This is a genomic window from Acidiphilium acidophilum, from assembly GCF_033842475.1.
Lineage (GTDB): Bacteria > Pseudomonadota > Alphaproteobacteria > Acetobacterales > Acetobacteraceae > Acidiphilium > Acidiphilium acidophilum.
The window spans coordinates 3,282,077-3,294,821 of sequence record NZ_JAWXYB010000018.1 but is presented as its reverse complement, the minus strand read 5'-3'; the positions used below and the strand labels follow the sequence as shown (position 1 = coordinate 3,294,821).

At 66.8% G+C, this 12,745-nt stretch carries 12 protein-coding genes; 5 read left to right on the top strand and 7 right to left on the bottom strand.

Going from position 1 to position 12,745, the window contains the following annotated elements:
* The first annotated feature begins 58 nt into the window (after positions 1-58).
* Together SIL87_RS18350 and SIL87_RS18345 are read left to right on the top strand one after the other, a co-directional pair.
* Positions 59-607, top strand: a complete 549-nt coding sequence (locus tag SIL87_RS18350; RefSeq protein ID WP_319615591.1) for a GPR1/FUN34/YaaH family transporter — start codon at positions 59-61, stop codon at positions 605-607.
* A gap of 412 nt (positions 608-1,019) precedes the next feature.
* Positions 1,020-1,157: a hypothetical protein gene (locus SIL87_RS18345; RefSeq protein ID WP_319615590.1), complete on the top strand. Its 138-nt coding sequence runs from the start codon at positions 1,020-1,022 to the stop codon at positions 1,155-1,157.
* A 104-nt stretch (positions 1,158-1,261) separates the two neighbouring features.
* Here SIL87_RS18345 and ftsY read toward each other — a convergent pair whose 3' ends face one another.
* The 7 genes from ftsY to SIL87_RS18310 form a co-directional block, all read right to left on the bottom strand.
* The gene (gene ftsY, locus SIL87_RS18340; RefSeq protein ID WP_319615589.1) at positions 1,262-2,203 is read right to left on the bottom strand and encodes a signal recognition particle-docking protein FtsY; all 942 of its coding nucleotides are present in this window, start codon (positions 2,201-2,203) and stop codon (positions 1,262-1,264) included.
* Entirely contained in the window at positions 2,203-3,438 is a 1,236-nt protein-coding gene (mtaB, locus tag SIL87_RS18335; RefSeq protein WP_319615588.1) for a tRNA (N(6)-L-threonylcarbamoyladenosine(37)-C(2))-methylthiotransferase MtaB, read from the bottom strand. Before mtaB ends, ftsY begins: the two co-directional genes overlap by 1 nt.
* Positions 3,435-4,268, bottom strand: a complete 834-nt coding sequence (gene dapF, locus SIL87_RS18330; protein ID WP_319615587.1) for a diaminopimelate epimerase — start codon at positions 4,266-4,268, stop codon at positions 3,435-3,437. Before dapF ends, mtaB begins: the two co-directional genes overlap by 4 nt.
* 43 nt (positions 4,269-4,311) lie before the next feature.
* Positions 4,312-5,784, bottom strand: coding sequence for an APC family permease (locus SIL87_RS18325; protein WP_319615586.1), 1,473 nt, complete (start codon positions 5,782-5,784; stop codon positions 4,312-4,314).
* The gene (gene nth / locus SIL87_RS18320; protein WP_319615585.1) at positions 5,781-6,458 is read right to left on the bottom strand and encodes an endonuclease III; all 678 of its coding nucleotides are present in this window, start codon (positions 6,456-6,458) and stop codon (positions 5,781-5,783) included. The genes SIL87_RS18325 and nth overlap by 4 nt, the downstream gene beginning before the upstream one ends.
* A gap of 81 nt (positions 6,459-6,539) precedes the next feature.
* Positions 6,540-7,991 carry a dihydropyrimidinase gene (gene hydA / locus SIL87_RS18315; protein ID WP_319615584.1) on the bottom strand — a complete coding sequence of 484 codons (1,452 nt, stop codon included), beginning with the start codon at positions 7,989-7,991 and terminating at the stop codon, positions 6,540-6,542.
* Between the two features lie 13 nt (positions 7,992-8,004).
* The gene (locus SIL87_RS18310) at positions 8,005-8,727 is read right to left on the bottom strand and encodes a TetR/AcrR family transcriptional regulator (protein ID WP_319615583.1); all 723 of its coding nucleotides are present in this window, start codon (positions 8,725-8,727) and stop codon (positions 8,005-8,007) included.
* Between the two features lie 68 nt (positions 8,728-8,795).
* Between SIL87_RS18310 and SIL87_RS18305 the strand changes: the two genes are divergently transcribed.
* From SIL87_RS18305 to SIL87_RS18295, 3 genes are read left to right on the top strand one after another with little or no spacing between them, the layout of a single operon-like run.
* Entirely contained in the window at positions 8,796-10,184 is a 1,389-nt protein-coding gene (locus SIL87_RS18305; protein WP_319615582.1) for an NAD(P)-dependent oxidoreductase, read from the top strand.
* On the top strand, positions 10,177-11,460 hold the full coding sequence (preA, locus tag SIL87_RS18300; protein ID WP_319615581.1) for an NAD-dependent dihydropyrimidine dehydrogenase subunit PreA: 1,284 nt from the start codon (positions 10,177-10,179) through the stop codon (positions 11,458-11,460). Before SIL87_RS18305 ends, preA begins: the two co-directional genes overlap by 8 nt.
* The gene (locus SIL87_RS18295) at positions 11,457-12,722 is read left to right on the top strand and encodes a Zn-dependent hydrolase (protein WP_319615580.1); all 1,266 of its coding nucleotides are present in this window, start codon (positions 11,457-11,459) and stop codon (positions 12,720-12,722) included. Before preA ends, SIL87_RS18295 begins: the two co-directional genes overlap by 4 nt.
* Positions 12,723-12,745: the final 23 nt, after the last annotated feature.

Sequence of the window (12,745 nt, the reverse complement as noted above, 5' to 3'; positions counted from 1 at the left end):
TGGTAAAAAATTAGATCAAGGCTGCGATCGCTAAAACAATACACAAGGGAGTAAACAAATGAGAGATCCGATTGCGATCGGCCTGTTCGGGTTCGCTGTTCCGTTATTCATATTGGGTGCCATGTTCTATGGCTCGGTGCCGATGGCCGGGCTGGGCAGTGAATTGGCGATCTGCTTTTCGTTTGGTGCCGCGGCGATGTTCGTCGGGGGGTTTCTGACGTTTCAGATGCCCAATTCGTATGTCGCGACGGTGTTTTTCACCTATGGCGCGTTTTTTCTGGCGCTCGGGATCACCGGTGCGGACGGATCGCTCGCTATGACCATGAAATCCTCGCCGCAGCTTCTGTCGGTGTGGTTTTCGCTGATGGCGGTGATCACGGTGATTTTCATGCTCGCGGCGTTCCGGCTGAATGTCGCACTTGTGATCATGTTCGGGGTGCTGGCGGCTGCGTTCATTCTGTTCGTGGTCGGTGACGTCAAGCTCGCCGCGATGCTGTTCATGGTCGATGCGGTCATCGGGTTCTATCTCGGCGCCGTCCACATCATCAATCCCGTGATGGGTCATGCGTTGCTGCCGGTGGGTAGCCTGGCGCGCAAGGCGGCCTGATTCTACAACCTCACGGTGGGGTGGCGACACCCCGCCGTAAAAAATACGCCGTAACGACATCGACAAAAAAAAGCCAACGATCATGTAGATCGTTGGCTTTCAGTCATTTGTGTGAGGCGGTGGGGGCTGCCTCCACATCGGCAAAACAAGAAAGTTTCGCCGAAATGAGACATTATCATACTTGGCAAAAAAATATAGTGTTATTTTGTAATTATTTTTCAGAACTGGGGTCCGAGGGCATCCGGGTGTGATGATATCGGGCATTGTGCAATGCAACATCTGCGGGTCAGATACCCCGAAATGGGACTATCTGCCGCGATCGATTCGGGATTACCAAACTCATGGCCGCGCAGGCATTAGGCGGTCGAACCGGATCAGCCAATCCAGACTGGTCGCACAGATGGTGACGCACATGTTCGTTGTTACAGCCCTGATCCTCGCCGCCTTCGCCGCAGCGCCGCTCTACCAGACGGTTGCGAAGCATTTCGAGGATGGTTTTCTGAAGTCGATGGCCAGCCACCTTCACATCAACGGCTCGCACTCGCACTGAGACTGAATTCGTCCGGGACGCGCCATGACGGCGTGACCCGGATACCGGTGCCGGGCTGCGGGTTCCGGTAGCACTCCAAAACCCACGACCGAGAGTTTGATTGATTACGCCGGCGGGCCGGGATCGGCATCGGCTCCGGTCAGGGCGCGCGCGAAATCGGTGGCGCTGAACGGGCGCAGATCGGCGGCTTGTTCGCCCACCCCGATTGCGTGGATCGGCAGGGCCGAGGACTCGGCGAGCGCCACCACCACGCCGGCGCGGGCCGAGCCGTCGAGCTTGGTGACGATCAGGCCGGTGAGATCGACCATTTCCTTGAAGGTTTTGACCTGGGTCAGCGCGTTCTGACCTGTTGTCGCGTCCAGCGTCAGCAGGATGGCGTGGGGGGCGGTGTCGTCGCGCTTGCGGATGACCCGGATGATTTTCCGCAATTCCTCCATCAACGCCGCCTTGTTGTGCAGGCGTCCGGCGGTGTCGATCAGCAGGATGTCGGCCCCTTCGCGGCTGGCGCGGACCATGGCGTCGAAGGCGAGGCCGGCGGGGTCGGCATCCTGCGGGCCGGTGACGATGGGGACGCGGGCGCGTTCGGCCCAGATTTGCAGTTGTTCGACCGCGGCGGCGCGGAAGGTGTCGCCCGCGACCATCATGGGTTTGTGCCCGGCATCGGCGTAGGATTGGGCGAGCTTGCCGATCGTGGTGGTCTTGCCGGTGCCGTTGACGCCGACCATCAGGATCACGAAGGGTTTTCGGCTTTCGTCGATGGTCAGAGGCTGGGCGACCGGGGCGAGGATTTTCGCGATTTCATCGGCGAGGGCGGCGCGGATTTCCGGCGGGGTGACGTCCTGACCGAAGCGGGCGCGGCGGAAGGCGCGGATGACCTTGGCCGCGACGGTGGGGCCGAGATCGGCGCCGATCAGGAGTTCTTCGAGTTCCTCGAGGGCGAAATCGTCGAGTTTGCGCTTGGTGAAGGTATCGGTGATGCCGGTGGTGAGTTTGGTGGTGCTGCGGGTGAGACCGGCTTTGAGGCGGGAGAAGAAACCGAGCGCCATTATGCCGCGTCCAGGGTGATCGTGGTGGCGTCCGCACCGATCACGCGCCCGGTGATCAGGCTGCCCGGCGCGACGGCGCGGGTGAAACGGACCGGGGCGAAATTTTCGGCATGGCCGGTGGTGGGGGCTTCCGCGAGCGCAATGACGGTGCTGCCGATCATGGACTGGAACCGCGCGGCGGCGCGGCGGGCCCCGGCTGCGCGCAAGGTGGCGGCGCGGGCGCGGCGTTCGGCCATCGGCAGGGCCGGAATCCGGGCGGCGGGGGTGAGTTTGCGGGCGCTGTAGGGAAAGACGTGCAGGTAGTCGAGCCCGGCTTCGTCGATCAGGCGGAGCGTGTCGTTGAACATGGGTTCATCCTCGGTCGGGAAGCCGGCGATCAGGTCGGCGCCGAAGGCGATACCGGGGCGCAGCGCGCGGGCACGGGCGGTGGCTTCGATGACGTGATGGCGGAGGTGGCGGCGCTTCATGCGCTTGAGGATCATGTCCGATCCGGCCTGCACCGAGAGGTGGAGATGGGGCATCAGGCGGGGTTCGTGCTCGATGACGTGCCAGAGATCGGGGTCGATTTCGGCGGGGTCGATCGAGGAGAGGCGCAGGCGGGGGAGTTCGGGGATGGCGGCGAGCAGGCGGCGGATGAGCTGGCCGAGACGCGGCGTGCCGGGGAGATCCGTGCCGTAGGAGGTCAGGTCCACGCCGGTCAGGACGATTTCATGGTAGCCGTTGGTGATCAGGGTGCGGATCTGATCGGCGATCGCGCCCATCGGGATCGAGCGGGACGGGCCGCGACCGTAGGGGATGATGCAGAAGGTGCAGCGGTGATCGCAGCCCTGCTGAACCTCGATGAAGGCGCGTGCGCGGGTGCCGAAGCCTTCGATCAGATGGGCGGCGGTCTGGCGGACCTGCATGATGTCGGCGACCTGAATCGCTTCGGGCGCGGTCCAGGCGGCGGGGGTGAGTTTTTCGACGTTGCCGATCACGCGGGTGACGCCTTCGAGACGGCTCCAGGAGTGCGGGTCGATCTGGGCGGCGCAGCCGGTGACGATGATGCGGGCGGCGGGGTTGGCGCGGTGGGCGCGGCGGACGGATTGGCGGGCCTGACGCTCGGCTTCGGCGGTGACGGCGCAGGTGTTGACGATGATGGTGTCGGCAAGACCGGCGGCCTCGGCGTGACCGCGCATGACTTCGGATTCGAAGGCGTTGAGGCGGCAGCCGAAGGTGAGGATGTCGATGCTCATGCCGGAAGCAACTCGGGGGCGAGGGTGCCCTGACAGGTCAGGGCGACCGGGCCTTCCATCAGGACGTGATTGTCCTCGCGCCAGGTGATGGTGAGGATGCCGCCATCCATTTCGATCTCGGCGCGGCGGTCGGCGAGGCCGCGGCGGTTGGCGTTGACCAGGGCCGCACAGGCGCCGGAGCCGCAGGCGAGGGTGAGGCCGGCGCCGCGCTCCCACACCCGCAGGCGGATGCGGTCCTTCGCCTCGATGCGGGCGAAGCCGATATTGGCGCGTTCGGGGAAGATGCGGGCGGATTCGAGGCGGGGGCCGATGGTATCGAGCGCGAGATGCCTGAAATCATCGACGAAGAAGGTGGCGTGGGGGTTGCCCATCGAGCAGGCGGCGGGGTCTTCGACCGGGCCGAGGGCGAGGCGGAGGTGGAGCGTGTCCATCGCTTCGAGCAGCGGGATGTCCTGCCAGTCTAGCCTTGGTTCGCCCATGTCGATCTCGACGAGGTTGGGGCCTTTGATGATGGCGGCGAGGTGGCCGGCATTGGTTTCGATGGTCAGGGCGCGCGCGCCGGTCTCGGCGGCGAGCAGGGCGGCGACGCAGCGTGTGGCGTTGCCGCAGGCGCCGGCTTCCGAACCGTCGGCGTTGAGGATGCGCATGAAGGCATCGGCGCTGGCGGAGGGTTCGATCAGGATGATCTGGTCGCAGCCGATGCCGCGCCGGCGATCCGCGAGGAGGGTGGATTGCGCGGTGGTCAGGGCGATCGGGTCGGTCCGGGCGTCGAGCACCACGAAATCGTTGCCGGCACCATGCATTTTGAGGAAGGGAAGGCCGTTGTCCATTGCGGCGGGTATATGGCGTCGGGCTACCGGGTGGAAGGGGTGGCTATTCGAGAGGGAGGGTTGCGGTGGTCGCGGCTAGGTCGGGGTGGATCGCGCGGGCGCGGAGGTAGAGGGCCGCGCCGATCAGCGCCATCACGCCGCCCTGGAACAGCGGCTGCACGTAGAACGGAGTGTGGGGCAGGATGATGACCGAGCGGATGAAGGCGATGGTCACCACGATGGAGAGGAGGGCGATCGGGATGGTGAAGAGCGAGCGGCGGAACGGCTCGGACCAGGGGCTGGACCGCAGGCGCGGGTTGAGGCGGAGGTTGAGGGCGGCGATGGCGACGGCGAGCCAGACCAGCAGGATGGTGATCGAGCGGGCGACCACGCCGAAAGCCCAGCCGATATAGGTCGCCTGGATCAGGAAAAGCGAGGCGAGAACCACCGTGAGGGTGAGGGCGGCGACCGGGGCGCGGCGGTGGGAGGTTTCGGCGAAGACCGGCGGGAGCAGACCGTCTTCCGCCCAGGCGAACACCATGCGGGAGGTGACGACCATTTGCGGGGCGAGGGTTTTGCCGACGATCAGGGCGATGACCAGGCCGATGATCGCGGCGACCGCGTGGGGGGCGGCGAGGCCGAGGATGCCGGGGGCGGTGACCAGGGCTGCGTGTTTTTGCGCGATCAGGGCGGCGGCGGCCCACCATGGGGCGGCGTGCAGCAAGGCGGCGCTGACCAGGGTGAACAGCACGACCGAGGTGATCCAGGCGAACAGGATGCCGCGCGGCATGGTGTGGGCGGCGTCGCGCGCTTCCCCCGAGAGGGCGGGTGCGCCGGATAATCCGCCATAGGCGAAGATGAACAGGGTGCAGACCGCGAGGAAGGCGTGGAGATCGAACGGGGCGGGATGCGCGGGCGGGGCGAGGGTGAGGCCGGTGCGGGCGCTGGCGGCGCGGACGAAGGCCGCCGGGGAGGTGGCGAAACCGATGACGCAGACCGCGATGGCGGTGAGGGCGACCAGAATCAGCAGGATGGTGACGAGACGGCCATAGTCGCGGATACCGGCGACGTGGATGGCATAGATGATCCAGAGGGCGGCGAGGCCGGCGATCAGGTGGCCGGGCGGGGTGAGGATGGCGTGGCCGCCTGCGATTCCGGCGGCGATCAGGGCGTTGCCGAGGAAAGTGCCGAAGGCGAAGGCGATGAAGCCCATCGCGGCGGTGATGCTGGCCCACCAGACGAAATGGAGGATGAAACCGAAGGGCAGGTTGAGGGCGCGGACGGTCCAGACATAGGAGGAACCGGCGCGGGGCATGGCTTCGGAGAAGCGGGCGTAGAGAAAGACTTTCAGGAAGATGACCATGCCGGTGGCGAACATGGCGAGCGGGACGAGGTTGGCGATGCCGGGATAGACGCCGATGCTCTGGGGGACGATGAAATTGATCCCCGCCCCGTATTCCTGGGTGACCGCCGAGGCGACGATGGCGAACAGGCCGAGCGATTTGTCGAGCCGGTAGGTGGGGGACGGTGCGGTCATGACGGATCTTTCGGGAGTTCGGTCGGGATCCGCGCGGCGGCGGCGGTGGGCTTGGGCTGGTAGCGGCACCAGGACGCGCCGGGGCAGCGCCAGCATTCGGGTTTGCGGGCCTTGCAGATGTAGCGCCCGTGCAGGATCAGCCAGTGATGGGCGGGGCGGAGCATGGGTTTGGGGATGCGGGCGATCAGGGCATCCTCGACCGCGCGGACAGTGGCGCCGGGGGCAAGGCCGGTGCGGTTGCCGAGGCGGAAGATGTGGGTGTCGACTGCCATGGTGGGCTGGCCGAAGACTTCGTTGAGCACGACGTTGGCGGTCTTGCGGCCGACGCCGGGGAGGGCTTCGAGCGCTTCGCGATTGTCGGGGACCTCGCCGCCGTGGCGTTCCAGCAGGAGGTGGGACAGGCCGGCGACGTTTTTCGCCTTGGCCTGCCAGAGGCCGATCGAGCGGATGTGCCGGGCGATGCCGGTGGCGCCGAGGGCGGCCATCGCGGCGGGGTCCGGCGCTTCGGCGAACAAGGCGGGGGTGGCTTTGTTGACCGCGGCATCGGTGGTCTGGGCGGACAGGACGACGGCGACCAACAGGGTGAAGGGGGTGGTGTAGAGCAGTTCGGTCTGCGGGGTAGGATTGTTCTGGCTGATCGCGGTGAGGAAGGGGGCGATATCGGCCCGCTTCATCGGTTTTGGGGTGCGGGGCGTGGGCATCGGGGATTTGTGTCGGCGGGCGGATGATTTGGCAAGGAGGGGCGGATGGTTCGATCAGGCCGGGGGATGGCGCGGGGTGGCGGCGGGTTGGGTCAGGGCGTTGCGGGTGGCGATGGTTTGCATGAGCGGGGCGAAGCAGGGGCGGTCGATGTAGCGGCCGGCACCGCGCCGGGCGCGCAGGTCGCCTTCGGTGAAGACCAGGTGGCCGGATGCGATGGTGTGGCGGGCGACGCCCTGGACTTCCATGCCTTCGAACACGTTGAAATCGACGTTCTGGTGATGGGTGCGGGCCGAGATGCGGCGGCGGGCGGCGGGGTCCCATACCACGAGATCGGCATCCGCGCCTGGCGCGATGGCGCCTTTGCGGGGGTGGAGGTTGAAGATTTTTGCCGCGTTGGTCGAGGTGATCTGGACGAATTCCTGCGGGGTGAGCCGGCCCTGCGCGACGCCGTGATGCCAGAGGATGCTCATGCGGTCCTCGATGCCGCCGGTGCCGTTGGGGATGAGGGTGAAATCATCGGCGCCGGCGGCTTTCTGCGGCGCGCAGAAGCAGCAGTGATCGGTCGCGGTGGTCTGAAGCTGGCCCGAGGCGAGGCCGGACCACAAGGCGTCCTGATGATGTTTCGCGCGGAAGGGCGGGCTCATGACATGGGCGGCGGCGAAGCCGAAATCGGGGTTGCGGTAAACGCTTTCGTCGATCACCAGATGCTGGGCGAGCACTTCGCCGAACACGCGCTGGCCGCTGGCCCGAGCCCGGGCGATGGCGGAGGTGGCCCCTTCGGTCGAGACGTGGACGATATAGAGCGGTGCGCCGATCACCCCGGCCATCGCGATCGCGCGGGTCGCTGCTTCGGCTTCGACGGCGGGCGGGCGCGAGAGGGCGTGACCTTCCGGCCCGGTGATGCCCTGGGCGAGCAGGCGGCGTTGCAGGTGAAACACCGCCTCGCCGTTTTCGGCATGGACCGTGGGGATCGCGCCGAGTTCGAGGGCGCGGGCGAAACTGTTCAACAGGATGCCGTCATCGACCATGATGGCGTTTTTATAGGCCATGAAATGCTTGAAGCTGTTCACCCCGTGATCGCGGGCGAGGATGCCCATTTCGGTGTGGACCTGATCGGACCATGAGGTGATCGCGACGTGGAAACTGTAGTCGGCGGCGGCCTTTTCCGCGCGGGCGCGCCAGATGTGGTAGGCGGCGAGCGGGGATTCGGTGGGGCCGGGAATGACGAAATCGATGATCGTGGTGGTGCCGCCGGCGAGGCCCGCAGCAGTGCCGGTGTAGAAATCCTCGCTCGCCACGGTGCCCATGAAGGGCAGTTCCATATGGGTGTGCGGGTCGATGCCGCCGGGGATGACCAAAGCCTCGCCGGCATCGACGATGGTGGTGCCGTGGGGTGCGGCGAGATCGGGGCCGATGGCGGCGATGGTGCCGCCGGCGCACAGGACATCGGCGCGGAACGAGTGCTCGGCGGTGACGATGGTGCCGCCTCGGATCAGGATTGTCATGACGCCGTGCCTTTCATGGGGGTTCGATGCCGCAGCCGCGCAGGATGAGTTGCAGGATCAGCGCCTCGCCGGTGGCGTAGGCGGGCGGGGTGATCGTGGGGAGGCCGAGGACGGCGGCGATCTGGATGTCGAAATCCGCGTAGGTCTGGGTCATTGCCCAGAGCAGGAAGAACAGGTGCCGGGGGTCGGTTTCGGCCATGACGCCCCGGGCGATCCAGCCTTCGATGACCGCGGCCTTTTCATCGACCTTCCGGCGGAGCGCGAGGCCGAGATAGGAGCGCAGATGGATCGCGCCGTGGAGGACTTCGTTGGCGAAGACCTTCGAGGCGTAGGGGCGCTGGCGCGAGAGGGTCATTTTCGCGGCGATGTAGGCGCTGAGCGCGGCGTGCGGATGGGAGTCGGGCTGGATGCTGTCGGTCGCGTCGAGCCAGAGGGCGAGGATGTTTTCGAGAACCTCGGTGTAGAGGCGTTCCTTGGTGCCGAAATAGTAATGGAGATTGGCCTTGGGCAGGCCGGCGGCGGCGGCGAGCCTTGTCATGGTGGCACCCGCGAGGCCGGATTCGGCGAAGACCCGCTCGGCGGTGGTCAGGATGTGGCTGATGAGTTCGGCCGATCGGGCCTGACGGGGGCGGCTTGCACTCGCCGTGCGCAGGGCAGGCGGATGCGGCGCCGGTTGGGGCGGATAGTCTGCATAAGTTTTGGGCGAATGGGTCCGTTTGTCTGGCGCGCTGGTCATTGCAAGAAATAACTTGACCATCCGGTCAGGTCTGGTCAAGCTGAATGTGATGACGGGGTTGGGTCGGGATGAACGAAACCATCATTTGTGATCGCGCTGACGTGCCGGATGTTGCGGCGGGGCGCCTGCCGCCGGAACGGATCGCCGCCGGGTTCTGCGAGGCGCATCCGCCTTTGTCGCTGGATCAAGCGGCGATCGAGGCGGCGCGGTGCTATTTTTGCCACGACGCACCGTGCGTGACGGCGTGCCCGACCGGGATCGATGTTCCCGGCTTCATTCGGGGCATCGCCACCGGGAATCTGACCGGGGCGGGGATGCGGATTTTGCGGGCGAATATCATGGGCGGGTCGTGCGCGCGGGTGTGCCCGACCGATATTCTGTGCGAGGGCGCCTGCGTTCGCACCGCCCAGCAGGGGCAGGCGGTCGCGATCGGGGCGTTGCAGCGGGTCGCGACGGATCATGTCATGGCGCGGGCGGCGGCGAGCGGGGTTCATCCGTTTGCGCGCGCGGCGGCGAGCGGGCGGCGTGTGGCGATTGTCGGCGCGGGTCCCGCAGGGCTGGCGTGCGCCCATGCGCTGGCGCGGGCCGGGCATGAGGTTGCGATATTCGAGGCGCGCGGCAAGCCGGGCGGGCTGAACGAATACGGCATCGCCGCCTACAAGCTGGTGGATGAGTTCGCAGCGCGCGAGGTTGCGTTTGTTCTCGGCATTGGGGGTATCACCATCGTGCCGGGGCGGCGGTTGGGGCGCGGGGTCGATCTGGTGGCTTTGCGGCGGGATCATGATGCGGTGGTGCTGGCGATCGGGCAGGCCGGGGTCAAGGCGCTGGGGATAGCGGGCGAGGAGCGGGTTCATGTGCTCGATGCCGTCGATTTCATCGCCGCGTTGCGTCAGAGCGGCGATCGGTCGCGGCTGGCGGTGGGGCGGCGGGTCGTGGTGATCGGGGGTGGCAATACCGCGATCGATGCGGCGACCCAGGCGAAGCGGCTGGGGGCGGAGGTGGTGACCATCGTGTATCGGCGGGGGCGGGGCGAGATGTCCGCGACGCCGGCCGAGCAGGAGTGGGCGCTGACCAACGGGGTGGCGCTGCGGCTTTGGGCGATGCCGGTGGAGATCGAGGGCGGTGATGGCGTGCGCGCGGTGCGGTTTGCCCGGACGTCGCTCGATGCGGCGGGGCGGCTGGTGATCGGGGCGGAGGAGTTTTCGATCGAGGCGGATATGGTGCTCAAGGCGGTGGGCCAGACATTGCAGGCGGATGAGGCTGACCTGCTGCCCGCCCTGTCCGGCGGGCGGATCGTGGTGGACGGGATCAGCCGGGAGACCTCGATGCCAGGGGTGTTCGCGGCGGGGGATTGCATCGCCGGGGTCGATCTGACGGTGCAGGCGGTCGAGGACGGGAAGCGCGCGGCGGCGGGGATCGAGGCATGGTTCGGCGGAGCGGGGTCGGGATATGGCTGATCTGAGGGTCGATTTCGCGGGAATCCGGGCGCCGAACCCGTTCTGGCTCGCGTCCGCGCCGCCGACCGACAAGGCGTATAATGTCGAGCGGGCGTTTCGCGCCGGGTGGGGCGGAGTGGTGTGGAAAACCCTCGGCGACGATCCGCCGGTGGTGAATGCGAGCAGCCGTTATGGCGCGGTCGCGTTCAACGGCGAGAGACTGATGGGGATGAACAATATCGAGCTGATCAGCGACCGTCCGCTGGAGGTCAATCTGCGCGAGATCACGCAGGTCAAGCGCGACTGGCCGGATCGGGCGATGGTGGTGAGCCTGATGGTGCCGTGCAACGAGGCGGCGTGGCAGGGGATTCTCGCACGGGTCGAGGAGACCGGGGCGGATGGGGTGGAGCTGAATTTCGGCTGTCCCCACGGCATGTCCGAACGCGGGATGGGGGCGGCGGTCGGGCAGGTGCCGGACTATGTCGAGATGGTCACCCGCTGGTGCAAGCAGCATTCGCGGCTGCCGGTGATCGTGAAGCTGACGCCGAATGTGACCGATGTTCTGGCCCCGGCGGCGGCGGCGCGGCGCGGGGGGGCGGATGCGGTGTCGTTGATCAATACCGTGCTGTCGATCGCCGGGGTCGATCTCGATGCGATGGCACCGATGCCGACGGTGGAGGGGATCGGCACCCATGGCGGATATTGCGGCCCGGCGGTCAAGCCGATCGCGCTGCGCATGGTGGCGGATATCGCGCGTGATGGGGCGACCGCCGGATTGCCGATTTCAGGGATCGGCGGGATCGGGAATTGGCGGGATGCGGCGGAATATATCGCGCTGGGGGCCGGGACGGTGCAGGTTTGCACCGCGGCGATGCATCATGGCTTCCGGATCGTCGAGGACATGATCGATGGGCTGGCGAACTGGATGGATGAGAAATCCTATGGCGATATCGCGGCGTTCCGGGGGCGGGCGATTCCGCGCTACGTGCACTGGGAGGACCTCAACCTGGCATGGGCGACGGTGGCGCGGATCGATCCGGCTGCCTGCATCGGCTGCGGGCTGTGCCATGTCGCGTGCGAGGATACCGCGCATCAGGCGATCACGGCGCAGCGCCTTGGCGATCGGCGCATTTATGCAGTGGTCGATGCCGCGTGCGTCGGCTGCAATTTGTGCGCTCATATCTGCCCGGTGCGGGGATGTATCACGATGTGCCCGCAACCGGCTTCAGGGGCGAAGGTGACGTGGCGGGAGCATCCGCATAATCCATTGCGGGGGGCGGAGGTGGTGGCATCATGAGCGGGATCGGGGGTAATCTGCGGATCGATGCGGAGCGGTTATGGGCGAGTATCATGGAGACCGCGGCGATCGGGGCGACCGAAAAAGGGGGCATCCGGCGGCTGACCCTGACCGATCTCGACCGGGCGGTGCGGGACTGGTTCGTGGCGCGGTGCACCGAGGCGGGGTGCAGCATCAGTGTCGATGAGCTTGGCAATATCGCGGCGCGGCGGCCGGGGCGGGATAATTCGCTGCCGCCGATCGCGATCGGGAGTCATCTGGATACCCAGCCGACCGGGGGGAAGTTCGACGGGGTGATCGGTGTGCTGGCCGGGCTGGAAGTGCTGCGGACGCTCAACGATGCCGGTTACCAGACCCATGCGCCGATCGAGGTGATCGACTGGACCAATGAGGAAGGCTCGCGCTTTGCCCCGGCGATGCTGGCTTCCGGCGTGTTCGCCGGGGCGTTCGACCGGGATTATGCCTATTCGCGCACCGATCGGGAGGGGTTGAGTTTCGGGGCGGAGCTGGAACGGATCGGCTACCGCGGCGACGAGATCTGCGGGGCGCGCCGGCTCGGTGCGTTTTTCGAGCTGCATATCGAACAGGGGCCGATCCTTGAGGCGGAGGGCAAGACCATCGGCATCGTGACCGGCGTGCAGGGGATGCGCTGGTACGAGGTGACGGTGACCGGAATGGAGTGCCACGCCGGGAGCACGCCGATGCATCTGCGTGCCGATGCGCTGGTTGCCGCCGCGCGGATGATCGGGGCGGTGCAGGCGGTCGGGCTGGCGCATGCGCCGGATGCGGTGGCGACGGTGGGTCTGGTCGAGGTGCGGCCGAACAGCCGCAATGTCATTCCCGGCGAGGTGTTCTTCACGATCGATCTGCGTCATCCCGACGATGCGGTGCTGGCCGCGATGGAGGCGGCGTTGCGGGAGCGGCTGGAGGCGGCTGCGCGCGAGGATGGCGTTGCGATGGCGTTGACGCGGATCTGGGATTCGCCATCGGTGCATTTCGATGCCGGGTGTATCGAAGCGGTCGAGGATGCGGCGCGGACGCTCGGGTTCGGCGCGCGGCGGATGGTTTCGGGGGCGGGGCACGATGCCGCCTATATCGCGCGGGTGGCACCGACCACGATGGTTTTCGTGCCGTGCGAAAAGGGGATCAGTCATAACGAGGCGGAAAAATCCGAACCCGGCGATATCGCCGCCGGGGCCGATGTGCTGCTTCGCGCGGTGCTCGCGACCGACGAGCGGCTGGCCGCGCGCAAGCCGGGCTGAGATGGGCGGGCGCGCGATAATCG

Coding starts and splice junctions, on each gene's coding strand:
- hydA (WP_319615584.1), bottom strand. CDS start 7,991: ATGACAATCCTGATCCGAGGCGGCACCATCGTCACCGCCGAGCACTCG.
- SIL87_RS18310 (WP_319615583.1), bottom strand. CDS start 8,727: ATGACCAGCGCGCCAGACAAACGGACCCATTCGCCCAAAACTTATGCA.
- preA (WP_319615581.1), top strand. CDS start 10,177: ATGGCTGATCTGAGGGTCGATTTCGCGGGAATCCGGGCGCCGAACCCG.
- SIL87_RS18295 (WP_319615580.1), top strand. CDS start 11,457: ATGAGCGGGATCGGGGGTAATCTGCGGATCGATGCGGAGCGGTTATGG.
- SIL87_RS18345 (WP_319615590.1), top strand. CDS start 1,020: ATGTTCGTTGTTACAGCCCTGATCCTCGCCGCCTTCGCCGCAGCGCCG.
- mtaB (WP_319615588.1), bottom strand. CDS start 3,438: ATGAGCATCGACATCCTCACCTTCGGCTGCCGCCTCAACGCCTTCGAA.
- ftsY (WP_319615589.1), bottom strand. CDS start 2,203: ATGGCGCTCGGTTTCTTCTCCCGCCTCAAAGCCGGTCTCACCCGCAGC.
- SIL87_RS18305 (WP_319615582.1), top strand. CDS start 8,796: ATGAACGAAACCATCATTTGTGATCGCGCTGACGTGCCGGATGTTGCG.
- SIL87_RS18325 (WP_319615586.1), bottom strand. CDS start 5,784: ATGACCGCACCGTCCCCCACCTACCGGCTCGACAAATCGCTCGGCCTG.
- dapF (WP_319615587.1), bottom strand. CDS start 4,268: ATGGACAACGGCCTTCCCTTCCTCAAAATGCATGGTGCCGGCAACGAT.
- SIL87_RS18350 (WP_319615591.1), top strand. CDS start 59: ATGAGAGATCCGATTGCGATCGGCCTGTTCGGGTTCGCTGTTCCGTTA.
- nth (WP_319615585.1), bottom strand. CDS start 6,458: ATGAAGCGGGCCGATATCGCCCCCTTCCTCACCGCGATCAGCCAGAAC.